The 20,821-nt window shown below is 68.0% G+C and carries 22 protein-coding genes and 1 tRNA gene; 3 read left to right on the top strand and 20 right to left on the bottom strand.

Annotated features, from left to right (window positions below; genetic code table 11):
* Positions 1 to 44: 44 nt before the first annotated feature.
* The 12 genes from MRBLWH11_RS10390 to MRBLWH11_RS10335 form a co-directional block, all read right to left on the bottom strand.
* Positions 45 to 779 (bottom strand): hypothetical protein, encoded by a 735-nt coding sequence (locus tag MRBLWH11_RS10390; RefSeq protein ID WP_341944818.1) that lies wholly within the window; start codon positions 777 to 779, stop codon positions 45 to 47.
* Positions 776 to 1,504: an ABC transporter permease gene (locus MRBLWH11_RS10385; protein WP_341944817.1), complete on the bottom strand. Its 729-nt coding sequence runs from the start codon at positions 1,502 to 1,504 to the stop codon at positions 776 to 778. Before MRBLWH11_RS10385 ends, MRBLWH11_RS10390 begins: the two co-directional genes overlap by 4 nt.
* Positions 1,501 to 2,217 carry an ATP-binding cassette domain-containing protein gene (locus MRBLWH11_RS10380; RefSeq protein WP_341944815.1) on the bottom strand — a complete coding sequence of 239 codons (717 nt, stop codon included), beginning with the start codon at positions 2,215 to 2,217 and terminating at the stop codon, positions 1,501 to 1,503. The genes MRBLWH11_RS10385 and MRBLWH11_RS10380 overlap by 4 nt, the downstream gene beginning before the upstream one ends.
* Before the next feature lie 12 nt (positions 2,218 to 2,229).
* Positions 2,230 to 3,909 carry a daptide biosynthesis intramembrane metalloprotease gene (gene mpaP, locus MRBLWH11_RS10375; RefSeq protein ID WP_341944814.1) on the bottom strand — a complete coding sequence of 560 codons (1,680 nt, stop codon included), beginning with the start codon at positions 3,907 to 3,909 and terminating at the stop codon, positions 2,230 to 2,232.
* On the bottom strand, positions 3,890 to 4,717 hold the full coding sequence (gene mpaM, locus MRBLWH11_RS10370; RefSeq protein WP_116635955.1) for a daptide-type RiPP biosynthesis methyltransferase: 828 nt from the start codon (positions 4,715 to 4,717) through the stop codon (positions 3,890 to 3,892). Before mpaM ends, mpaP begins: the two co-directional genes overlap by 20 nt.
* A 64-nt stretch (positions 4,718 to 4,781) precedes the next feature.
* A complete protein-coding gene (gene mpaA3, locus MRBLWH11_RS10365) occupies positions 4,782 to 4,901 on the bottom strand; it encodes an MpaA3 family daptide-type RiPP (protein WP_341944813.1) in 120 nt (39 codons plus the stop codon).
* Between the two features lie 36 nt (positions 4,902 to 4,937).
* On the bottom strand, positions 4,938 to 5,063 hold the full coding sequence (mpaA2, locus tag MRBLWH11_RS10360; RefSeq protein ID WP_279303212.1) for an MpaA2 family daptide-type RiPP: 126 nt from the start codon (positions 5,061 to 5,063) through the stop codon (positions 4,938 to 4,940).
* 40 nt (positions 5,064 to 5,103) lie between these two features.
* Complete coding sequence (mpaA1, locus tag MRBLWH11_RS10355) at positions 5,104 to 5,238, bottom strand: MpaA1 family daptide-type RiPP (RefSeq protein ID WP_279303211.1); 135 nt, start codon at positions 5,236 to 5,238, stop codon at positions 5,104 to 5,106.
* 5 nt (positions 5,239 to 5,243) lie between these two features.
* Positions 5,244 to 6,428: a daptide-type RiPP biosynthesis dehydogenase gene (gene mpaC, locus MRBLWH11_RS10350; protein WP_116635753.1), complete on the bottom strand. Its 1,185-nt coding sequence runs from the start codon at positions 6,426 to 6,428 to the stop codon at positions 5,244 to 5,246.
* Positions 6,425 to 7,684, bottom strand: a complete 1,260-nt coding sequence (gene mpaD, locus MRBLWH11_RS10345) for a daptide-type RiPP biosynthesis aminotransferase (RefSeq protein WP_341944811.1) — start codon at positions 7,682 to 7,684, stop codon at positions 6,425 to 6,427. The genes mpaC and mpaD overlap by 4 nt, the downstream gene beginning before the upstream one ends.
* A complete protein-coding gene (gene mpaB / locus MRBLWH11_RS10340; RefSeq protein ID WP_116635751.1) occupies positions 7,681 to 8,730 on the bottom strand; it encodes a daptide biosynthesis RiPP recognition protein in 1,050 nt (349 codons plus the stop codon). Before mpaB ends, mpaD begins: the two co-directional genes overlap by 4 nt.
* Positions 8,731 to 9,095: 365 nt before the next feature.
* Positions 9,096 to 9,815 (bottom strand): DeoR/GlpR family DNA-binding transcription regulator, encoded by a 720-nt coding sequence (locus MRBLWH11_RS10335; protein ID WP_341944810.1) that lies wholly within the window; start codon positions 9,813 to 9,815, stop codon positions 9,096 to 9,098.
* A 56-nt stretch (positions 9,816 to 9,871) separates the two neighbouring features.
* Between MRBLWH11_RS10335 and MRBLWH11_RS10330 the strand changes: the two genes are divergently transcribed.
* On the top strand, positions 9,872 to 10,228 hold the full coding sequence (locus MRBLWH11_RS10330; protein WP_165808068.1) for a DUF4406 domain-containing protein: 357 nt from the start codon (positions 9,872 to 9,874) through the stop codon (positions 10,226 to 10,228).
* A 51-nt stretch (positions 10,229 to 10,279) separates the two neighbouring features.
* Positions 10,280 to 10,367 (top strand) — tRNA-Ser (locus MRBLWH11_RS10325).
* 44 nt (positions 10,368 to 10,411) lie between these two features.
* On the opposite strand, the gene MRBLWH11_RS10320 is transcribed toward MRBLWH11_RS10325, so the two are convergent.
* The 8 genes from MRBLWH11_RS10320 to MRBLWH11_RS10285 all read right to left on the bottom strand — a co-directional run bounded on the left by MRBLWH11_RS10320 (position 10,412) and on the right by MRBLWH11_RS10285 (position 19,494).
* Positions 10,412 to 11,020: a GNAT family N-acetyltransferase gene (locus MRBLWH11_RS10320; protein ID WP_116635749.1), complete on the bottom strand. Its 609-nt coding sequence runs from the start codon at positions 11,018 to 11,020 to the stop codon at positions 10,412 to 10,414.
* 29 nt (positions 11,021 to 11,049) lie between these two features.
* Complete coding sequence (locus MRBLWH11_RS10315) at positions 11,050 to 11,682, bottom strand: phosphatase PAP2 family protein (protein WP_341944809.1); 633 nt, start codon at positions 11,680 to 11,682, stop codon at positions 11,050 to 11,052.
* A 31-nt stretch (positions 11,683 to 11,713) separates the two neighbouring features.
* On the bottom strand, positions 11,714 to 13,078 hold the full coding sequence (locus MRBLWH11_RS10310) for a multidrug effflux MFS transporter (RefSeq protein WP_341944808.1): 1,365 nt from the start codon (positions 13,076 to 13,078) through the stop codon (positions 11,714 to 11,716).
* A gap of 128 nt (positions 13,079 to 13,206) precedes the next feature.
* The gene (locus MRBLWH11_RS10305; RefSeq protein ID WP_341944807.1) at positions 13,207 to 14,361 is read right to left on the bottom strand and encodes a cystathionine gamma-synthase; all 1,155 of its coding nucleotides are present in this window, start codon (positions 14,359 to 14,361) and stop codon (positions 13,207 to 13,209) included.
* Between the two features lie 54 nt (positions 14,362 to 14,415).
* Positions 14,416 to 15,804, bottom strand: coding sequence for a cystathionine beta-synthase (locus tag MRBLWH11_RS10300; RefSeq protein ID WP_116635746.1), 1,389 nt, complete (start codon positions 15,802 to 15,804; stop codon positions 14,416 to 14,418).
* 143 nt (positions 15,805 to 15,947) lie between these two features.
* Positions 15,948 to 16,934, bottom strand: coding sequence for a carbohydrate ABC transporter permease (locus tag MRBLWH11_RS10295; protein WP_116635745.1), 987 nt, complete (start codon positions 16,932 to 16,934; stop codon positions 15,948 to 15,950).
* Positions 16,934 to 18,073: a sugar ABC transporter permease gene (locus tag MRBLWH11_RS10290; RefSeq protein ID WP_341944806.1), complete on the bottom strand. Its 1,140-nt coding sequence runs from the start codon at positions 18,071 to 18,073 to the stop codon at positions 16,934 to 16,936. The genes MRBLWH11_RS10295 and MRBLWH11_RS10290 overlap by 1 nt, the downstream gene beginning before the upstream one ends.
* 101 nt (positions 18,074 to 18,174) lie before the next feature.
* Positions 18,175 to 19,494, bottom strand: coding sequence for an extracellular solute-binding protein (locus tag MRBLWH11_RS10285; protein WP_116635743.1), 1,320 nt, complete (start codon positions 19,492 to 19,494; stop codon positions 18,175 to 18,177).
* Positions 19,495 to 19,781: 287 nt separating this feature from the next.
* On the opposite strand from MRBLWH11_RS10285, the gene MRBLWH11_RS10280 reads away from it, so the two are divergent.
* Complete coding sequence (locus MRBLWH11_RS10280; RefSeq protein ID WP_116635742.1) at positions 19,782 to 20,786, top strand: LacI family DNA-binding transcriptional regulator; 1,005 nt, start codon at positions 19,782 to 19,784, stop codon at positions 20,784 to 20,786.
* The last annotated feature ends 35 nt before the right edge of the window (positions 20,787 to 20,821 follow it).

The following is a 20,821-nucleotide window of genomic DNA, read 5'->3' as shown; positions in this document are numbered from 1 at the left end:
GTGTCCCCCGGCCGGTCCGAACGCTGGGACGCTGCGCGGCTGCCTCATCTCACGTCACGGTTCATGAACGAGAGCCACCCTGCCAGGAGAGCCGCCGTCACCCATCCGGCCGTCACGAGGACGGCCGTGGAGCCGTCGAGACTCTCTCCCGGCATGATCCCCACGGCAGCGACGTCGAATCGAAGGGCCTTCAGCATCGCGAGAAGGGGCAGATAGACGGCCCCGGCCTTCCATAAGATCGCGACCAGAAGCCCAGCACCCATCGACAGGGACGCGGCGAACAGAGCCACGAGATGAGCCTGTACGACGATTCCGAGCCCCATCCCCCAGAGCCCGGCGATGGCGCCGAGCGCGAGCGTGGATCCGACCGCTGTCCCGTCCAGCGCGATGCCGCCGATCGCGAAGGCCAACGCCGCGTGACCGCCGGCGAGTCCCGCAAGAGCCACGACCGCCCCGCCGAGGGCAGAAGCGGGCGCCCTGACGAGGAGAGTCACCCACCGGGGCTGCAGCATCAGACGCTGGGCCACCACACCGTCGCGCCGATCAAGGGTGTAGCGGAAGGAACCGTAGACGGACGCGAGGACTGCGCCGTACGTCGCGAGCACGGCGGTGAACGCCGCGGTGAGTGCTGTCCGGACGTCGGCCGGCGCCTCGGCGAGTTCCGGCGGGATGCTGGTCGCCAAGGAGAGCGAGACCGCGAACGCCGCCACGACGACCCACAGCAGGACGATGTCGCCCGCGAACGTGCGAACGTGGGCTCGAAGAGCCTGGCCGATCACCCCACCCTCCTGCGGCCCCGGACCCACGCGATCGCGACCAGCCCGGCGGTCCACGCGACACCGACGCCGAGGGCCGGGAGGAACTCGAGCAGGCGGGCCTGATGTCCCGGCACACTCAAGGCGGCGATGGCCATCCCCGGCGAGAACCTCGCCACCTCGGGTGCGGTGCGCAGCAATGCGAATTCCACCGCCATCGGGAAGACCAGGACGATGGCGGCGGTGACGTAGTAGTTCCGGGTGATCCAGCCGACAGCTCCTCCGATGAGTGCACCGAGAATCGCACCGACCAGAGCACCCGCGTACACGCGCCACGCATCCTGTGTGAGAGTGAGCCCCAGCCCGTTCTGGGCCAGGATGAGCGATACACCTGCTGTCCAGATCACGAAGATGCCCGCGGACAACACGATGGCGATGGCGGCACCCGCCACCAGCTTTCCCGAGAAAGCGCGACCGAAGCCGACTCCGGTGAGCGTCCTTTCGATCGAGCCGTAGTAGTACTCACGTGTGACCCCGTACGCACCCACGAACGCCGCGGAGATCCCGGACCAGGCGAGCGGCTCCAGAAGTCGAACGGTGGCCGCGCCGGAGTCGAGCCCGGCGAGAGCCAAGCGCGAACCGTCGGAGAAGAGAACGAACGCCGGGACGAGGAGCGCGACAAGATAGACGGCCAGGATGGAGAGCCCGCTCAGGGAGCGCAGGACCTCGCTCTGGATCACACCTCTCATGCCGACACTCCTTCGACGAGATCGAAGTACTTGCTCTCCAGCGAGTCGGATTCGTTCGTGACGAGGTCTTCCAGTCGCCCGGCGAAGAGCGCACGTCGCTTGATGACGACGACCTCATCCACGACCTGTTCCAGCTCGGCGAGCTGATGGCTGGCGATCAGCACGGTGCCGCCGCGCGCGGCATAGCCGCGCAGGAATCTACGCAGCCAGCGGATTCCGTCGGGGTCCAGCCCGTTCGCCGGCTCGTCCAGAACGAGTGTGCGAGGCGAACCGATGAGAGCGGCGGCCAGACCGAGGCGCTGCGCCATCCCCGTCGAGAACGTCTTCACGCGACGACGGGCATCCGCGGCCAGTCCCACCTCCTCCAGCACCGTATCGACTCGGCCCCGAGGAACGCCCGCCGCGAGCCGGGTGATCTCCAGATGCCGGCGCGCCGTGATGCCTGCTTCGAAACCGAACCCGTCCATGTGGACACCGACGTGCGCTGCGGGGTTCTCGAGTGCGGCGAAGGGCGCGCCGTCGATCAGACTGTCGCCGATCGTCGGCTTGAGCAGGCCGACGATCGTCCGCAGCGTGGTCGACTTTCCGGCGCCGTTTGGCCCCAGCAGGCCGACGATCGACCCGCGCGGCACGACGAACGACAGCTCCTCCACTGCGACCCGCTGGCCGTACCTCTTTGTGAGTCCTCGGACTTCGATTGCGTTGTCGTTCATCTTCGCTCTCTCCTAGTTCTCGATCTGAAGGGCCGACAGCGGCCATATCACGCCCGTCACCCAGAGCGTCTGCCACAGGTTTCCCACGCCGAGGTCGACGCGCGCCTGTCCCGTCGAAGGCAAGCTCCCACTCCCCTCGGACACGTCCACCCCGGCGACGATCACCGCGGGGACCGACACAACGTGCGCCCTCACGGGAACCAGAGCGTCGAGCGGAACCTCGGTCGGTTGGGGTCGCCGGGGGCGGGTCGTTCCCGCGCCGATCTGCTCGTTCACGAGGAGACCGCTGCTCATGAGCTCCACACGGGATCCGGCGGGCACCTCCACCCCAGCCCTGTCGCCCGCGTGCACGAGGAGCACGCGGTCACCGTGTGCGGTGAAGCCGTACGTGGCCGTCATCGGCACGGGGATGAGGGCTCCGGCGATCGCGACGCTCGCGATGAGAGCGGCATTGACCGAGACGAAGCGGAGCCGTGAGACCCCCGACCTCAGGACGCGGTGCAGTGCCCGGAAGACGATCCCGATGCCGACGAGGACCACGACCGCTTCCAGCGCCACCACGAGCAGGCCGAGGACGGGTCCTCCTCCGGCGAGCGCCCGAACTGCGCGTGAGACCGCGAACAGCACCAGGAAGACCGGAGCCATGAGGCTCGCCAGGCCGAACGGCACGCTCCACCACCTCTCCAGGCATCTGCTCGTCCGCTGTCCGCCGAACAGGAGACGAGTCAGGAAGTCCGCGCCGTCCCGAATCGATCGATCTCTGAGGTTCGGCTCGTCCATCGCGCTCATGAGCGCGATGTACCCGTCGAATCGCACGAACGGAATCAGGTTGACCAGGACGATGCCCCCACACGCGACCGCGAGGAGCAGGAGCGTCTGCCTGACCCACGGCTGCGGGAGAATGAGCGCGACGACGAGCGCGATCGCGGCGACGACAGCATGCACGGCAGGCCCCGCGAGCGCGACCGCGACACGTTGCCGACGATCAGGGAGGCGCCACCCGTCAGTGACATCCACGAAGAACGCGGGTGTGAGGTAGAACAGCATGAAACCCGCGCGGCGCGGGCTGCCGCCGAACCTCGTGAGCGTGAGTCCGTGGGCGCTCTCGTGGAGCAATGTCAGGATCGAGAGTGCCGCGATAAGACTCACGAGACCGAGCAACGGTACCGGCGCGGACAGAACGTCCAGCAGCTCGCTCGCCTGCAGGATCGCGGCGACCAGTCCCAGGCAGAACAGCACGGCACCTGCTATCAGAGCCATCCGGCGGGAGACCGGCACCATCGATCGGTCGAGGCGGTCGAAGATGCCCGGCGCACGAAGCGTCGCGAGTTGCAGGGTGAGCGGGGGCCGGTAGGTGATTCGGCCCGGCGGGAGCTTCGTGTCTCCTTCGAGGAGCCCGTTGGCGCGGAAGCGTCGGACCAGGTCGAGGAAGCTCTCCAGCGACTCGGATGCGGCGAAGCGCTGGTGCAGATCATGGAGCGCCGTTTCGCCGTCCATCGCTGTCAACAGTTCGGCGACCGTCCGGGAGACCCTCGACGTCGGCACTCCATGCAACACCGTGATCCGCACCGCTTCATCGGGCGCTCCCTCGAAGACGACACCGGAAGCGAGCCGCGGCCGAGCGTCGGCAGCGAGCGGGGCCGCTTCCGGTGAGTTCCGTCGGTGAGTGAACCTAGTGAGCGGCATCGTCATCCACCACTTCCGGCGGTCCCGCCCACGACGTCGTGAGAAGGAGGATGTCCGCTCCGTGGTGCGTTCGCACCGGAGAGACGGCAGGTGGGTCGAAGCCGGCTTCGATGAGCTCCTGCGAGAGGATATCGTGGTCGAGCACCCGCAGTCGGCTGGTGAGGACGGTGACTTCGCCGCCCTCCGTCACGTCGGAGGCCCGCACCCAGTTGACGACGCGCACCGCGCCGCCGTCTTCGATCTGCTGGGAGAAGAGGTAGATCTCGTCTCCGTCAGGCCCGGGCACCCTGATCTCCTGGTCTCTGGACTCCGAGAGGCCCTCCGCAGAGATACCTCCCGCGATGGTGAAGGCGAAGACGCCGTCGGCCGCGAGGTGGCGCCGCACGTTCGCGTAGAGACGCGATCTCCCTATGCGATCGAGCAGGGTGATCGACGTCGCACCGATGATGATGAGCCCGAATCGACCCGCCAACGCGAAGTCGCGCATGTCCGCGACAGCACAATCCAGCATCGGGTGGTCGGGCAATGCGCGTCGAAGGTGGCGGAGCATGTCGTCGGAAAGATCGATCGCGGTCACCCGTCGTCCGGATCTCACGAGCGGGACGGTCAATCTCCCGGTACCCGCCGCGATATCGAGAATCGGATCCGCGGAGTTTCTCGCAAGCGCCAACACTTCTCGAATCTCTGCTCGGTCGGGCCCGACCAGCCGTTCATAGAAGTCGGTGCCGGTACCCGCGTACAGGTCCTGCTCCTTGGGGACCGCACCGGCCATGTCGAGTCGCGCCGCCATGGCATCGGTAATCAGTCGTGACATGCACACCTCACCTTTCAATGGGAAGGATCGGGTGCGGGCGCGGTGTTGCGCCCGCACCCGATGTTCAGGTCGCGATCGCTGCGGCACCGCCGATGATGGCGATGATGTAGCTCGCGTGCTCCCACCATTCGAGAGGTGCGTCAAGCTGTTCGAGTTCGATGAAGTCCAGCGTCTCTGTCTGCAATTCCTACCTCCTGGGTCAACCTTGTGAATGCTCTTCCTACGTCAGAGCGAGAATCCCGATGATGACGCCCACGGCGAAGCCGCGCATGAAGTCATCGGTGTCATTCAGCGCCTCCATGGCCTCGAGCTCCGTGAACTCGAGCTTCGGTGCTGCAGTTCGCATGCTCATTCCTTTCCTCGTTCGAATCCTTCGATCGCCGAGATCATGTCGCGATGGCCGCGGCGGCGCCGATGAGAACCAGCGCACTGATCGTGCCCTTGTAGAAGCTCTCCCAGCTCGGGGCCTCCATCTCGTCCAGTTCCTGGAAATGGATCTGCATTTCAACGTTGCTGTTCATTCAATTCACCTCCTCCGAAGTGGTTCCGAAGGTCGGCATGCGTTGCCGACCGGCTGAGCACTCCAGCGGGAATCGCGGAGCACATCGCGGAAGTCGTCTGACGCGAGATCGCGAAGCATCGGCTGGCGAGACCCCCATGACTTCTCTGTGGCGGAGGAGATGCGGCTGAGGACGTCCGCGGTCGGAGTCGGCGGAAGCGGGATCTCCCACTGGTCGACGAGGGATGCGATTCCGGCCACCGGTTCGCGCGGCAGTCCCGACCCGCTCGTGCCCCTCTCCCAGAAGTCCTCAAGACTCTCCCGGTCTCCCCATCGGGAGTCGCCTGCGCAGATTCGACGCCATACCGCGGCGATGACCGCCGCCGTGGCGACCATCTTGCGAGCCCCGAGCGCGAAGGCGACCTCGTTCGCCAGGTACCAGTGACGGGCGCCGAACGGGTCGTCGCCACGGAGTGCGGCGCTGCGCTGCGTGGCCGCGCTCAATCGGGCGAGACGCAGCCGTCCCGCAGCGGAGCCCTCGTCGTACGAGGCCGTCTCGAGAAGCGCCCGGGCGAGAAGGACAGCGTCGCCTTTCGCCCTGGTGCTGCGCCGCTCGCTCGTCGACACTCCGGCCAGACGGAGGAATGCCTCGATCGCCCCCTCTCTCACTGCGGCACGCGTGAGAGAGCTCAGATTGTCCGGATCGATGATGGCGTGGCGCGGTCGCAGGAGGCGCCCGACGATGAGCCGGTAGCCGCTGTCGTTCCTGAGGATGCCGACGCTGTTCGTCTCCGACGACGTGCCGATGGTCGTCGGCACGGCGACGATCTCGATGGGAGGTGGCGCATCGGGCAGCAGTGTCAGCGCGAACCTCGACGCGTGCCCGACCGCATAATCGAAGACGCGCCCCCCGGCGAGCGCCAGAGCGGCGATCTTGGTGGCGTCGAGGATGCTGCCTCCACCGATCGCCACGATGATGCTCGGTGGCCGACGTACGATCTCCTGCGCGATCGTGACGACAGTGGTGACGTCGATCGAGCGCGCGTCCAGCCTCACCATCCTCGCCGAGCCGGCGATCAGGACGGGGACCGTGATCGCGGAATCTGCGATCACGAGGGTCTCACGCCCGGCGGTCAGGCGTCTCGTCACCTGACGCGCGACCCCTCGCCCGTGCCAGAGCGTCGGAACCCGACCCGTGAACTCGGGGGTCATGCTGCCGACTCCGCTGCGCGCGCCAGCCCCGCGCGCACAGCCGTATCCGTCTGGAGGAGCTCCGCGGCTGTGAATCCGTACGCCGGGATCAGCTCGACGGAACTGGGCCCGGGCTGAACCAGAACGCCGCTCTCTGCGATGGCGGAGACGACTCGAAGGACCTCATTCGCCGAGAGGAGGCTGTCATCGGGGTTGCGAAGCCCGAGTCCCACGAAGCAACCGCGGCCCGTCACCTCAGCGACCAGACCCTCGGCCTTCAACGACGTCGCCATCTCCCACAGGCCCGTCGCGAGCGCCCGCGCGGTCGACTGCACGTCGATGCGGCGCAGTTCCTCGATCACCGCGATGATGGCCGCGGCGCACGCCGGCGTTCCCGCCTGCGTCTCACCGTGGACGAAGGTCCACCCGCCGCGCGCGAACTCGGATGCGACACGAGAACCCACCAGGAGCGCCGCGGCGCCCATGGCGCCGTTCGTCAACGCCTTCGAGAGCAGGAGAACGTCGGGAGCGGCGGCCCACACATCGGTGGCGAGCATCGTGCCTGTGCGACCGAAACCCGTGGCGACCTCATCCGCGACGATCAGGAACCCGTACTCCTCTCGTAGAGCCAGCAGACGATCCACGAACGCATCGGACAGCGCGTGCGCTCCGCTGCCCAGGACCGGCTCGACGACGACAGACGCGACCCTGGCCCCCTCACGCTTCAGCAGCGTTTCGAGTTCCTCTCCGTCATCGGAGTGAGCGACATGTCTCACCGATCTACGGTCGACGGCGTAGGCGGATTGAAGGAGATCGTCGCCGCTCAGCGCATGGCTGCCGTACATCGTGCCGTGATAGCTGCCCTTCAGACCCACGACGAGCGAGCGGGATCGAGCCGCTTTCTGCGCCCAGTACTGACGCGCCAGCTTCATCGCGGCGTCATTCGCCGCTCCGCCCGACGTGGAGAAGATGACGCGGCTGTACCTCGTCGGGTTCGCGAGCTCCACGAGTGCCTCAGCGGCGGCCTCCGCGTACTGATGCGACGCGCGGAACAGAGTCAGGTAGGACGCGTCGTGGGCGGCCCTGCTCACGGCATCGGCGACCGCCGGATTGCCGAAACCGAGCGGAACGTTCCATAGTCCGCTCGTCGCGCAGAGGCGCGAGGAGCCGTCGGCGAAGTCGATCCGATGCCCAGCGGCGCCGACAGCGACTCGATCTTGCGTGAAGGTCGTGTCGGCTGGGAGCATCGAGGCCCAGAGCGCATGCAGGGCGCTCACCCGCGCGTTCCCGATGTCGGAATCGACGAGTCGGCTCGCCTGCCGAAGTGGACGTCGAGCGCGCCGACGGCATCGATGCACAGCCTGCTCGCGTCAGAGGCTGTCGTACCCAGCAGTCGCGTGATGCGCTCTGCCGCGACCTCGGGCGCGCTCGAGGTCTGGAGGATGGCGACCACCGTGGCCGTGACCGGCGAGAGCAGCTGACGGCGCAGGGTTCCGGTGTCGGCGAGAAGGAAGCCGTCGCTGGTCTCCAGCAGGAACGGATCCGACATCAGCGGTTCGGCGTCGGCGCGTCCGTCCTCGACGAGCTCCCAGCCGAAGCCCGCCATCTTGGCGCCCCCGTTTCCGAGCTGGAGCATTTTGATGAGATCCGTCGCGTCGAGGTAGCGTCCGATCCAGCCGCGGCTGGTCAGGTCGGCCGTGAGCTCATCGCGCGGCGCGATGCCTCCCAGCGCCGCGATGCGAGGCAGAGGGACGGAGAGCAGGGCACGAAGATCGTCGACGCTGCCGATGACCTCACCCCGGAGACCGACGCTGACTCTGCCGTCCGAGCGCACTCTGAGGGCGCTCGGAGCCGCCCGCTCATCGGGCTTCGCCAGGGCAGTGCGATCCCCGAGGATCACGCGAGGATCGATCAACGCAGACGGAAAGACCCCGGTCTCCCGAGCGATTTCCGCATCAGCCAGGAAGGCGTACCAGCCGGGCAGGTCGACGAGGCACACCGCCGTCGGTCCGAGAATCTGGACGAACGCCGCGGAGACGTAGTCCTGAAGCTCGACCGAACGCTCTCCGAAGAACAGCTCGTCGCCGATCTCGTCCAACGCTCCGCTGTAGCGAACGGCGCGGGCCCGTCCGTTGTACGGTTCGCCGGCCATCGGCAGAAGGACCACATCATCGCGGCCGGCCACGTCGTCGATGTCCGCTGCGGCGGCTCCGCGCTCCACGAGGATTACCTGCGAGTACTCCTCACAGCGTCCGGTGATCCATTCGCGAAGCGCCCGTGCCCCGACGACTTCCAGGTCAGTCACCCTTTCGTCACTTCGCATCAGACGCCTCCTCGCGGTGTGCTCCGGCCGACCTGTCGGAGTGCGCCGTCGGGAAGGAGTCGACCGGAGGATCCTGCGGTGGTACCGGCGCTGTGACGAAGTCGACCACCGGCCGTCGGCCGTTCAGGTCCGGCGCGACAGCTGTCGCGGTACGTTGACGACGCCCCGTCGACCACGCTGATCCCATGTCCATTCGTCCCCCAGAAGATGCACCGAGGAGGCAGTGAAGACATCATCCGGTCGACTCTTTTGCATCCCCATGCGAGGACCTTATGTCCTCACCTGAGGGTAAACGGATTACTCCACCGAGTGCAATATTTCAGCCGTGCCCCCGCTGTGGAGGAAAAGTGAGCGTTGAATCAGCCTCAGACGGCGCGGAATCCCGGGCCCTGCGGGTCGACGATCACCCCGGAGATCTCGTCGATCCCGAGCACCGGGAAGCGCGACACCGCGCCGATCTTCTCTGCGCTGCCGAGCACGAAGACCTCTGCGCTGCGAACGGCGAGAGCCCGCTTCGTCACCGCATCGTCGAGTTCGCCGGTCGTCAAGCCGTGCGTCTCGTGGATCCCCGTGACGCCGAGGAAGAAGATGTCGGCGGCGAGCCGGGCGATCGCCTCCTGGGCGAGAGCGCCGCCGGCCACCGCCGAGTGCCGGCTGAGGTCCCCACCGACCATCAGCACGCGAGCGCTCGAATGCTCCAGCGCCGCCAGCGCCACGGCGGGACTCGGAGTGATCACGGTCAGGCTCGCACCGTGCGGAAGCATGCGCGCCATCGCCAAGGTCGTCGTCCCGGCATCCAGGATGATCGTCGACGTCGGGCGGATCAACGCGACAGCCGCCCTGGCGACCCGCTCCTTGCTCTCGCTCGCCACACCCAGACGCTGGGCCACGGGCGCGTCGGCCGCCGGCACGGGCAGCGCTCCGCCGTAGACGCGGATGCACTGCCCCGCGTCGGCGAGCTCGCGGAGATCTCGCCGGATCGAATCCTCGGACACTCCCAGCTCGGCCGCCGCCGTCTTCGCGACGACACGCCCCTCAGCGGCGAGGAGTCCGAGGAGATGTTCCTTGCGCTGCGCACCCAGCATCCGCACTTCTTCCTGTTGTTGCATGATCTTGCACAGTTAACGCTACAGTGTCCCCCATGAAGAAGCCACTCCTGATCCTGATCGCCGGTCCCTACCGATCCGGCACCGACGGCGACCCCGCCGCGATCGCTCGCAACCTCGAACGCCTGGAGACCGCCGCCGCTCCCATCCACCGCCTCGGCCACGTGCCGATGATCGGCGAATGGGTCGCCCTCCCGACCCTGCGCGGCCTCGACGAGGCGGAGACAGCGCAGCACGACGTGATGTACGAGACGGCCGCACGACTGCTCGATCACTGCGATGCGGTGCTGCGGCTTCCGGGGGAATCCGCCGGCGCCGACAACGACGTCGCCATCGCCCTCGAGCGCGGCCTGCCCGTCTATCACCGCATCGAGGAGATCCCCGCCGCATAGACGCGGTCACTCGGCACCCGGCCGATCGGATAAGATGAACAGGTTGTTCCTGGTGACGTGTCCGAGCGGCCGAAGGAGCACGCTTGGAAAGCGTGTGTTGTGCAAGCAACCGCGGGTTCGAATCCCGCCGTCACCGCCAAAACGCATGAAGGGTCTCCGCGCCAGCGGGGCCCTTCATGCGTTTTATCGAGCGGCCGTGCCGAACGTCACTCCGTACCTGTGCGCCTCGCCGGGCAGACGCGTCATGCCGAGTCGCTCGTAGAACGCGGCCGCGGCCGAGTTCTGGGGATCGATGCCCAGGTGCAGCCCGCGCACGCCACGCCGGGTCAGCTCGGCGAACAGCGTCTCCATGAGGCGGCGCCCGAGGCCCTGCCCCTGAGTCTCGGGGAGGAGGTCGATGTGCAGGTGAGCCGGGTAGTCGGAGACCTCGGCGTCGACGCCCGGTGCTCGCTCGTATCCGTACTCGATCATGCGGTCCTCGCGGGTGACGACCTGCTGCGGTCGCGGGAAGCGCTCCCGGAAGGCCGGCCACCACTCGTCGCGGAACCACGTGTAGAACGCATCGGTGTCATCGGTCCCGACGATGTATCCGATCGTGCGCCCGTCGTCCGTCTCCACGACCCAGGCGAGATCCGGATGCCGCTCCACATACGGGACCGCGAACAGCTCGCCCCACAGGTCGTCATCCGAGAGGATGCCCGTCGCGTCCGCTCCCGCATCGGCCGTCTTCGTGCAGATCTCGTAGATCGCGGCACGATCCGATGGACGGTAGGGACGGATGCTGCTCGGCACGAGGACTCCTCTGAACGATCGGGGTCCCGTCAGCCTACCGGCGCCTCGACGGGCTCTTCGCGACGGTGTCGCACCCACGGCAGCAGCCAGGCGGCGAACACGAGCACCACTCCCGCTCCGACGAGTGCTCCGCCGAGAGTGTCGCTCGCCCAGTGCACCGAGAGGAACGTGCGCGAGAGCGCCATCGCGAGCACCCAGAGCGCGCCGAGGAGCGCGGTCCAAGCCTTCGGGAACAGCACCCAGACGACCAGGGCGATCGTCGCGGCGTTCGCGGTGTGACCCGAGGGGAACGACCCGTAGTCGCTCACCACGAGCATGTCCTCCGGCCGGGCTCGCCCGAACAGCTGCTTGAGCAGCTGCACGGCTCCCGCGCTCGCAGCGAAGCAGATCGCCGCGAAGAGGGCGCTGCGCCAGCGGCGTGCGAGCAGCAGCGCGACGATCGCGAGGAGCGGCACCCCGAGGATCGCGACCCATCCGCCGCCGACCCAGTTCAGCGCCAGCGCGAACGAGTACATCCAGTCACCGCGGACGCTCGCGATGAGCTCGTTCCACCACCGGTCGAACCCCGGCGTCTCGGAGTATCCGAAGACCACGAACGCACCCAGAGCCGTCGCGAGGACGAGACACCCCACGCCCCACCACAACAGCATCCGTCTGCTCATCGTCCCATCATGGCCGATGAACCCTGTGCACTCAGGGAGTGAGCATCGCCACGGTGCGCGGACGCACGATGAGCCACAGCGACAGGATGCCGATCACGGCGCAGCCGACCATGACCGACGCCATCGTCGTCGCCGTGATCCCGGCGTCCTTCGAGATCCACCCGACGATCGGCGAGATCAGCCCGGCGACGCCGAAGTTGACCGCGCCGAGGATCGACGCGGCTGTGCCGGCCGCCTTGCCGTGCCGGTCGAGCGCCAGGACCTGCACGTTCGGGAACGTGAACCCGCAGGCGGTCATGAACACGAACAGCGGAACGACCGTGCCCCAGAGTCCGAGGCCGAGCTGGTCGGTCACGATGATCGCCGTGCCCGCCAGCAGCAGGATCGCGGTCGAGTACGCCAGGACCCACTGGGGACCGAAGCGTGCGGCGAGGCGCGAGGCGACCTGCACGCCGGTGACCACGCCGAGAGAGTTCACCGCGAACAGCAGACCGTACTGCTGCGCGTCGAGGCCGTGCGTCTCCTGGAAGAGGAACGGCGAGGCCGACAGGTAGGAGAACAGTCCGGAGAAGCTCATGCCGCCGATGATCAGCACGCCGATGAACACGCGATCCGAGAGCACGGACTTGTACCGCTGCAGCATGGTCGCGCCGCCGCGTCCCTGACGCCGCGCGACGGGCAGCGTCTCGGGGATGAACAGGATCGCCGAGAGCAGCATGATCACGCCGTAGGCGGCGAGCACGACGAAGATCCCGCGCCAGGGCATGAGCGTCAGCAGCCACGATCCGATCAGGGGCGCGACCACAGGGGCGACCCCGGACACGAGCGCGAGCCGCGACAGCATCACGACCAGCCGACGACCGCCGAAGAGGTCGCGGACGATGGCCATGGCCACGACACCGCCGGCGGCGGCGCCGATGCCCATGAGCACGCGGGCGGCGCTCAGCAGGCCGAGGTCGGGTGCGAACGCCGCGGCGACGCTCGCGAGCACGTGCAGGGCGGTGACGGCGATCAGCGGGAACCGTCGCCCGACCTTGTCGCTGAGCGGCCCGACGACGAGCTGACCGAGGGCGAAGCCGATCATGGTGCCGGTGAGCGTCAGCTGGATGGCGGCGGCCGTCGTCTGGAAGTCCTCTTCCAGCACGGGGAAGGCAGGCAGGTAGAGGTCGATCGTGAACGGTCCGAGCGCCGTGAGGGCGCCGAGCAGCACGATGTACAGGGTTCGCCGGCCGAGCGAGATCGCGTCTCCCGGGTGCAGCATGATCGGCGCAGTCGCCGGATTGCTGCCCAGGGTGCGGATCGCGCCGGTGGCGCTGGACGTGCGGATGCTGCCCGTCGGGGTGCGCGCGGGCTGCGGGGTCGTCGGGATGGAGTCAGTGCGTGGAGCGTCGGACACGACGGTCCTTCCGGAGGTCAGGCGGGGGCGCGCGAGATCGAAACGATTCGACCGGGGAAAGCACCCATGCTATCGCTTCGACGGGCTCAGCGACCCAGCCGCCGAGATCCCGCGACGCCGCCGATCCCTCAGCGGCCCAGGCGCGCGAGCGCCTGCTCGAGGTCCGTGATCAGGTCGTCGACGTCCTCGATGCCGACCGAGAGGCGCACGACGTTCTCCGGCACGGCGAGCGCGGTGCCGCGCACCGATGCGTGCGTCATGTCCGACGGGTACCCGATGAGCGACTCGACGCCGCCGAGCGATTCGGCGAGCTGGAAGAGCTCGGTGCTCTCGGCGAAGGTGCGCGCCGCGTCCGCTCCGCCGGCGAGGCCGAACGACAGCATGCCGCCGAACCCGCTCATCTGCTTCGCCGCGATCTCGTGCCCCGGGTGCGAGGCGAGGCCGGGGAAGAACACCTGCGCGAACTCGGAACGGCTCGCCGCCCACTCGGCGATCGCCTGCGCGTTCTCGGAGTGCTGCCGCATCCGCACGGCGAGCGTCTTGATGCCGCGGGTGGTCAGCCAGGCATCGAGCGGGGCGGAGACCGCGCCGACGGCGAACTGCTGGAACTTGACCTGCTCGAAGAAGCGGTCGTCGCCGAAGACGACCGCGCCGCCGAGCACGTCGGAGTGCCCGCCGAGGTACTTGGTGGTCGAGTGCACGACGAGATCCGCTCCGAGCGCCAGCGGCTGCTGCAGCGCCGGCGAGGCGAAGGTGTTGTCCACGACGACGATCGCCCCGGCCGCATGCCCGATCTCGGCGATCTGCGCGATGTCGACGATCTTCAGCAGCGGATTGCTCGGCGTCTCCAGCCACACGATCTTCGTCTCCGGCCGGATCGCCTCGCGGATCGCCTCGACGTCGGCGAGCTCGACCGTCGTGGTCTCGATGCCCCAGGGCGCGAGCACCTTGGTCAGCAGACGGTACGTGCCGCCGTAGACGTCGTTGCCGAGCAGCACATGATCGCCGGGCTTCAGGATGCCGCGCAGCAGCGCGTCCTCCGCCGCAAGGCCCGAGGCGAACGAGAGCGCGTTCACGCCGCCTTCCAGCGCGGCGAGCTGCGTCTCCAGAGAGGATCTCGTCGGGTTGCCCGCGCGGTTGTACTCGAAGCCCTCCCGGAACCCTCCGATGCCGTCCTGCACATGTGTGGAGGCCTGGTAGATCGGTGGGATGATCGCGCCCGTGCGGGGGTCGGGCTCTTGGCCCGCGTGGATGGCTCGGGTGGCGAAGGAGTGCTCGGACATGCTCCCCAGCCTACGTCCGCGGTCTGCGCGGCAGCCCTCCCGTTACGCCACGCGTCAGCGTGAGAGGTACGACAGCAGGTCCTGCCGGGTGAGCACGGTGTGCGGCTTGCCGTCCTCGGTGACCAGCAGCGCATCGGCCTCGGCGAGCGCGGCGCGCGCCTGCGCCACGGAGGCGTGGATGCCGACGAGCGGAAGCCGCTCGCCCACGTGCGCGCCCACGGCATCCGTCGGATTCGCCTCGCCGCGGAACAGCAGGTCGAGCAGGCCCTTCTCGTCGACGGTGCCGACGACCTCGCCCATCATGACCGGCGGCTCCGCACTGAGCACGACGAGCTGGGAGATGCCGTACTCCGTCATCATCCCAATCGCCTCGAGCACGGTGTCGGTCGGGTGCGCGTGCACCAGATCCGGGATGCCGGAGCCGGATGCCGTCGTCTGACGGGCTGTGCGGGCCGCGAGCACATCGGCCACGGTCTCCCCCTCCTCCACGTCGCTGAAGCCGTAGGAGCGCATCCACCCGTCGTTGAAGATCTTGCCCAGGTAGCCGCGCCCGCCGTCCGGGAGGAGCACCACCATCACGGCATCCGCCGGCAGCTCACGGGCCACCCGCAGGGCGCCGACGACGGCCATCCCGCTGGACCCGCCGACCAGGATGCCCTCCTCCCTGGCCAGGCGCCTGGTCATCGCGAACGCGTCGGCGTCGCCGACCGCCACGATCTCGTGCGGCACGGAGGGGTCGTACGCTCCCGGCCAGATGTCCTCGCCCACGCCCTCGACGAGATACGGGCGTCCGGTTCCGCCGCTGTAGACGCTGCCCTCGGGATCGACGCCGACGATGCGCACACGACCGTCGGAGACCTCGCGGAGGAATCGGCCCGTCCCGGTGATCGTTCCTCCGGTGCCGACGCCGGCGACGAAGTGCGTCACGGCTCCGTCGGTGTCGCGCCAGATCTCGGGCCCGGTCGTCTCGTAGTGGCTGCGCGGACCGTTCGGGTTCTCGTACTGGTTCGGCTTGAACGCGCCGGGGATCTCGCGCGTGAGCCGGTCGCTCACGCTGTAGTAGGACTCCGGGCTGTCGGGCGCGACCGACGTCGGCGTCACCACGACCTCTGCTCCGTAGGCGCGCAGCACGTCGATCTTGTCCTCGCCCACCTTGTCGGGGAGCACGAAGACGCACTTGTACCCGCGCTGCTGCGCGACCAGCGCGAGTCCGACGCCGGTGTTGCCGCTGGTGGGCTCCACGATCGTGCCGCCGGGCTTCAGGTCGCCGGCGGCCTCGGCCGCATCGATGATCCGCGAGGCGATGCGGTCCTTCGAGGAGCCACCGGGGTTCATGTACTCGAGCTTGACGAGCACCGTGCACGCGACGCCCTCGGTGACGTGCTGGAGCTTCACGAGGGGCGTGTCGCCGACGAGGTCGACGATGGAGTCTGCGTACTTCATGACTTCAGGGTACGGGGACGGATGCCGCGGGTGGGGCTGTGTTGCACGCATCCCCGCGGCGCTTCGACAGGCTCAGCGACCAGAGCGGGTCCGTGACCCGAGTGGGTCCCTGACCCGAGTGGGTCCCTGAGCCTGTCGAAGGGTCAGCCCTTGGTCGACCCCGCCAGGAGACCGCGGACGAAGTACCGCTGCAGGGCGAAGAAGACGATCAGCGGGATGATGATCGACACGAAGGCGCCGGCCGTGAGCAGGTACCAGTCGTTTCCACGCGTGCCGGTGATCTCGGCGAGCAGCTTCGTGATCGGCGCCGCAGCCCCGTCGGCGAAGACGAGAGCGACCAGCAGGTCGTTCCAGACCCACAGGAACTGGAAGATCGCGACCGAGGCGATCGCGGGCATCGTCAGCGGCAGCACGATCCGGAAGAAGATCTGCCCGCGCGATGCGCCGTCGACGCGCGCGGCCTCGATGATCTCGCCGGGGATCTCCGACATGAAGTTGTGCAGCAGGTAGATCGCCAGCGGCAGGGCGAACATCGTGTGCGCGATCCAGACCTGGGCGTACCCCTGCGAGGCATCGAGCGGGAGCGTGACCTGCAGTCCGAAGAGGTTGATGCCCCGGGAGAACGAGCTCAGCAGCGGCACGAGGGCCATCTGGATGGGCACGATCTGCAGGGCGAACACGAAGATGAACAGCGCGTTCCGGCCCTTGAAGTCGATCCAGGCGAACGCGTACGCCGCCATCGCCGCGATCATCAGCGGGATCACGGTCGCCGGGATGGTGATCGCGATCGAGTTGACGAAGGACTCGAGGATCGTCAGCTGCGTCGTGCCGGACTGCAGCACGTCGACGTAGTTCTCCAGCGTGATCTGCGGGTTAGCGAAGAACTCCCACCATCCGCTCGACTGGATCTGGTCGCGAGGACGGAACGAGGAGATGAACAGCCCCAGCGTCGGGATCGTCCACAGGACCGCGATGATGATCGATCCGACCGAGGCCCACGGCCGGGAGAGCTTCTTGCGCGCCCGTCCCGCGGCGCCGTCGAGGCCGCCGCCCGTCGTGATCGCCCGCGTGCTGGTCGCGCCGGTGGGGGTCTTCTGCTCCGCGGATCCGGAGCTCGTGGAAATGGTCATCAGCGCACCTCCCGCTGCTTCTTGATCTGTCTCGCGTTGTAGATGACGATCGGCAGCACCAGGATGAACAGGATGACCGACAGCGCAGCGCTGCGGCCGGCCTCGAACTTCGAGAACTGCGTGTACATCTCGTTCGCGAGCACCGATGTGCCGTAGTTTCCTGCGGTCATCGTGCGGACGATGTCGAAGACCTTGAGCGAGGCGATCGAGATGGTGGTGAGGACGACGATGAGCGCCGGTCGGATCGACGGGACGGTCACGGAGCGGAAACGCTGCCAGGCGTTCGCGCCGTCGAGCTCCGCGGCCTCCAGCAGCTCGGCCGGGACGCCCTTGATCGATGCCGACAGCACGACCATCGCGAATCCGGTCTGCACCCAGATCAGCACCACGATCAGGAACAGGTTGTTCCACGGCTCGTTCAGGAGCCACTGCTGCGGCTCGCCGCCGAACCAGACCAGGATCTGGTTGAGCAGACCGATCTGCTTGAACTCGCCGCCGCGGTACTCGTACATGAACCGCCAGATGATGCTGGCGCCGACGAACGAGATCGCCATCGGCATGAACACGAGCACCTTGTAGATCTTCTCGCCGCGCGTGCGGTCGATGAAGACGGCGTAGGCGAGTCCGACGATCGTCGACACGGTCGGCACGAGCAGCACCCACACGATCGAATTGATGACAGAGGTGATGCCGTCGGACTGCGTGAAGATCCAGAGGTAGTTCGCGAACCCGACGAAGTCCTTGCCGGAGGAGTTCAGGAACGAGGAGTACATCGTCTGGATCGACGGCAGGATGAGCCCGACGAGCAGGAGCAGCAGGGCCGGCGCCATGAAGGCCACCAGCTGGATCAGGTAGCCCGCGCCGTCGCGGGACCGGTAGTCCAGAAGGAAGAACAGCGCACCCACGACGACGGCGACGCCCATCGCCCAGTAGTAGGAGCTGAAGAAGAACATCACGGCGAGCGGGATGAGCAGGCACATCGCCAGCCGCACCCAGGTGTAGATCGCTCCTCGGCGCGGAGCGACGTCCACGAGGAGCAGGATGACGGCCACGACCACCGCGAACGCGATGACCACGATGACGGCCTGCAGGATCGGCGGGAGCGTCCCGATCCACTGGAAGAATACTGTCGCGTTCACGGAATCCCCTTCGTCACGCGTTGCGGATCAGCGGCGCGCACGTCGGTGTGCGCGCCGTGAGAATGGGAGGACCGTCCGCGAGGACGGCCCTCCCACACCGATCAGCTCGAAGGCCAGCCGGTCTCGATCTGCGTGAGCACCTCATCGGTGGAGGCGCCGTTGACCCAGTCGACCATTCCCTTCCAGAACGTTCCGGCGCCGACGGCACCGGGCATCAGGTCAGACGCGTCGAAGCGGAACGTCGTGTCCGGGTCCTGCAGGATCTTGATGGTCTCCTGGAGGATCGGGTCCTTCGCGTTCGCCGGGTCGAGCCCGTTGTTCGCGGAGGTGACGCCGCCGAGGCTGACGCGGCTGTTGGCCCACTCGGGGCTGGACAGGTACGCGAGCACCTTCTGCGTGGCCTCGGACTCGCTGAACGCTCCGACGATCTCGCCGGCACCGGTCACCGCGTTCTCGTCGGCGGACTCACCCGGGAGCATGAACGCCCAGACGTCGCCGTCCTCGGCGATGTTCGTGCCCTCGGGGTAGAAGCCCGAGAGGAACGACGCCTGGTGGGTCAGCGCGCAGCTGCCGCTGGCGAGTGCCGGGGCGACGTCGCCGAACGCGGTCGAGTTGATCGAGCGCACATCGCCGAAGCCGGCGTTGACGTTCGCCGGGTTCAGCAGGATCTCGCCGACCGAGTCGAACGCGGTCTTGATCTGCGGGTCGGTGAAGGGGATCTCGTTCGTGACCCACTGGTCGTAGACCTCGGGACCGGCCTGGCGCAGCACGTAGTCCTCGACCCAGTCGGTGCCCGGCCAGCCGGTCGCCGTTCCGGATTCGAATCCGGCGCACCATGCCGGGGTGCCCGTGGCGGCCTGGATCGACTCGGTCAGCGCGGTCAGCTCGTCGAGAGTCGTCGGAACCTCGACGCCCCACTCGGCGAACTTCGCCGGCGAGTACCAGATCCATCCCTTGACGTTCGCCATCAGCGGCGCACCGTAGAAGGTGTCGTCGACCGTGCCGTAGTTCACCCAGTCCTCGGTCCAGTACTCGTTGGCGTTCTTCTCGACCTCTTCGGGCGCCGGCTTCAGGTAGTCGCGCTTGGCGAAGTCCGCGAAGAGTCCGGGCTGCGGGAAGATCGCGATGTCGGGCGGGTTGCCGCCCTGCGCGCGCGTGCCGAGCTGCGTCTCGAAGTCCTGGCTGCCCTCGTACTTGATCGTGATGCCGTTCTCGTCGGCCCAGTCCTTCCAGGACTCCTGGAGGAGTTCCGCCTCCGCGTCGACGATCGTTCCGTAGATCGTGACGGTGGCGTCTCCGCCGTCATCGCCGCCGCCTCCTCCGGGCGCACCGCCCGGAGCCCCGCAACCGGCGAGCGCGATGCCCGCGACCCCCAGCAGGGCGAGCGGTACGAGCCGCCGTGAACGCTGTGACAGAGCCATGTGAATTCTCCTCTTCGAGTACAGGGTCCCGCTTCGCCCGACGCCACCCCCGGCGTCGTTCGGGAACCGATTCCAGGCCAACCTACTGGCCTTCCGCTCCCCGGCACAATAAGCAACGGTCACAAGCTCGCAACCTTTCACAGCTCTGCCTGGCGTGTGATGGGAGCGCTCCCTCGATTCCGTTGTGGAACCGGTTCCCTTTCCGCTGCCGAACGACTACGCTGTCACCCGGCACGCGCCGGTCGCGTCGCCGCACGCATCGCCGCGTGACAGGTCGAGGAGGACCGATGAGCACGATCGCGGACGTCGCCGCTCGTGCCGGCGTGTCGAAGGCGACGGCGAGCCGCGCGCTCACCGGACGCGGATACGTCTCGGACGAGACGCGTCAGCGGGTGGCGGATGCCGCGCACGAGCTCTCCTACGTCGCCCACTCCTCCGCGACGAGCCTGGCGACCGGACGCACGCAGACGGTCGGCGTCGTCATGCCGCCCGTCGATCGCTGGTTCTTCGCCGAGCTGCTCGCCGGCATCCAGGAATCCCTGTTCGCGCTCGACTACGACCTCTCGCTCTACGGCGTGCCGGAGGGCTCGCGCACCAGGGAGCGGCTGTTCGAGCACGTGCTCCCCCGCCGGAGGTTCGACGGCATCATCGCGGTGGGGATCCAGCCCAGCGCGAGGGAGCTGGAACGACTGCAGCGCGCGGAGCGCGCCCTCGTCAGCGTCGGACCGTACAGCGAGGGGTCGAGCGCCGTGTCGATCGACGACACGGATGCCGCGCGCATCGCCACCGAGCACCTGATCGAGCTGGGCCACCAGGACATCGCGTTCGTGGGCGGGTCGACGGATGCGGCAGAGCTGAGCTATGGCGACGCGCGACGCCTCGACGGCTACCGCGACGCCCTCCGGACCGCCGGCCTCGCGGACCGCGCGCGCGTCGTCGGCGCGACCCCGACCATGCCCGGCGGATACACCGCGGCAGCCGGCCTGCTCGGCGACCGCCGGCATCGTCCGACCGCCATCGTCGGCGTCTGCGACGAAGCCGCGATCGGCGCCGTGATCGCGGCGCGACGCCTCGGCATCGCCGTGCCGACCGAGCTGAGCGTCGTCGGAATCGACGATCACGAGCACGCCGAGATGTTCGCCCTCACGACGATCGGCCAGTCGCCCAGGGAACAGGGGCATGAGGCCGTGCGACTGCTCACCCGGAGGATGAGCCGACCCGACGATCCGCTCGAGCACGTCGCCGCGGCATCCGCTCTCGTGGTGCGCAGCTCCACGGCCCCGCCGCGCTGAACCGCGGCAGGGACGCACGAAGGCCCCGGGCGGAC

This window comes from Microbacterium sp. LWH11-1.2 (assembly GCF_038397745.1).
Lineage (GTDB): Bacteria > Actinomycetota > Actinomycetes > Actinomycetales > Microbacteriaceae > Microbacterium.
The sequence above is the reverse complement of the archived record's forward strand: the minus strand, read 5'-3'. Positions and strand labels throughout refer to the sequence as shown.

Excerpts from the sequence above, each read along its gene's own strand:
- MRBLWH11_RS10315 (WP_341944809.1), bottom strand. The coding sequence starts at position 11,682 with ATGAGCAGACGGATGCTGTTGTGGTGGGGCGTGGGGTGTCTCGTCCTC.
- MRBLWH11_RS10280 (WP_116635742.1), top strand. The coding sequence starts at position 19,782 with ATGAGCACGATCGCGGACGTCGCCGCTCGTGCCGGCGTGTCGAAGGCG.
- mpaP (WP_341944814.1), bottom strand. The coding sequence starts at position 3,909 with ATGACGATGCCGCTCACTAGGTTCACTCACCGACGGAACTCACCGGAA.
- MRBLWH11_RS10285 (WP_116635743.1), bottom strand. The coding sequence starts at position 19,494 with ATGGCTCTGTCACAGCGTTCACGGCGGCTCGTACCGCTCGCCCTGCTG.
- mpaA2 (WP_279303212.1), bottom strand. The coding sequence starts at position 5,063 with ATGCGAACTGCAGCACCGAAGCTCGAGTTCACGGAGCTCGAGGCCATG.
- MRBLWH11_RS10380 (WP_341944815.1), bottom strand. The coding sequence starts at position 2,217 with ATGAACGACAACGCAATCGAAGTCCGAGGACTCACAAAGAGGTACGGC.
- MRBLWH11_RS10330 (WP_165808068.1), top strand. The coding sequence starts at position 9,872 with ATGAAGAAGCCACTCCTGATCCTGATCGCCGGTCCCTACCGATCCGGC.
- MRBLWH11_RS10305 (WP_341944807.1), bottom strand. The coding sequence starts at position 14,361 with ATGTCCGAGCACTCCTTCGCCACCCGAGCCATCCACGCGGGCCAAGAG.
- mpaM (WP_116635955.1), bottom strand. The coding sequence starts at position 4,717 with ATGTCACGACTGATTACCGATGCCATGGCGGCGCGACTCGACATGGCC.
- mpaB (WP_116635751.1), bottom strand. The coding sequence starts at position 8,730 with ATGCGAAGTGACGAAAGGGTGACTGACCTGGAAGTCGTCGGGGCACGG.
- MRBLWH11_RS10335 (WP_341944810.1), bottom strand. The coding sequence starts at position 9,815 with ATGCTGGGTGCGCAGCGCAAGGAACATCTCCTCGGACTCCTCGCCGCT.
- mpaA1 (WP_279303211.1), bottom strand. The coding sequence starts at position 5,238 with ATGAACAGCAACGTTGAAATGCAGATCCATTTCCAGGAACTGGACGAG.
- MRBLWH11_RS10300 (WP_116635746.1), bottom strand. The coding sequence starts at position 15,804 with ATGAAGTACGCAGACTCCATCGTCGACCTCGTCGGCGACACGCCCCTC.
- mpaC (WP_116635753.1), bottom strand. The coding sequence starts at position 6,428 with ATGACCCCCGAGTTCACGGGTCGGGTTCCGACGCTCTGGCACGGGCGA.
- MRBLWH11_RS10295 (WP_116635745.1), bottom strand. The coding sequence starts at position 16,934 with ATGACCATTTCCACGAGCTCCGGATCCGCGGAGCAGAAGACCCCCACC.
- MRBLWH11_RS10385 (WP_341944817.1), bottom strand. The coding sequence starts at position 1,504 with ATGAGAGGTGTGATCCAGAGCGAGGTCCTGCGCTCCCTGAGCGGGCTC.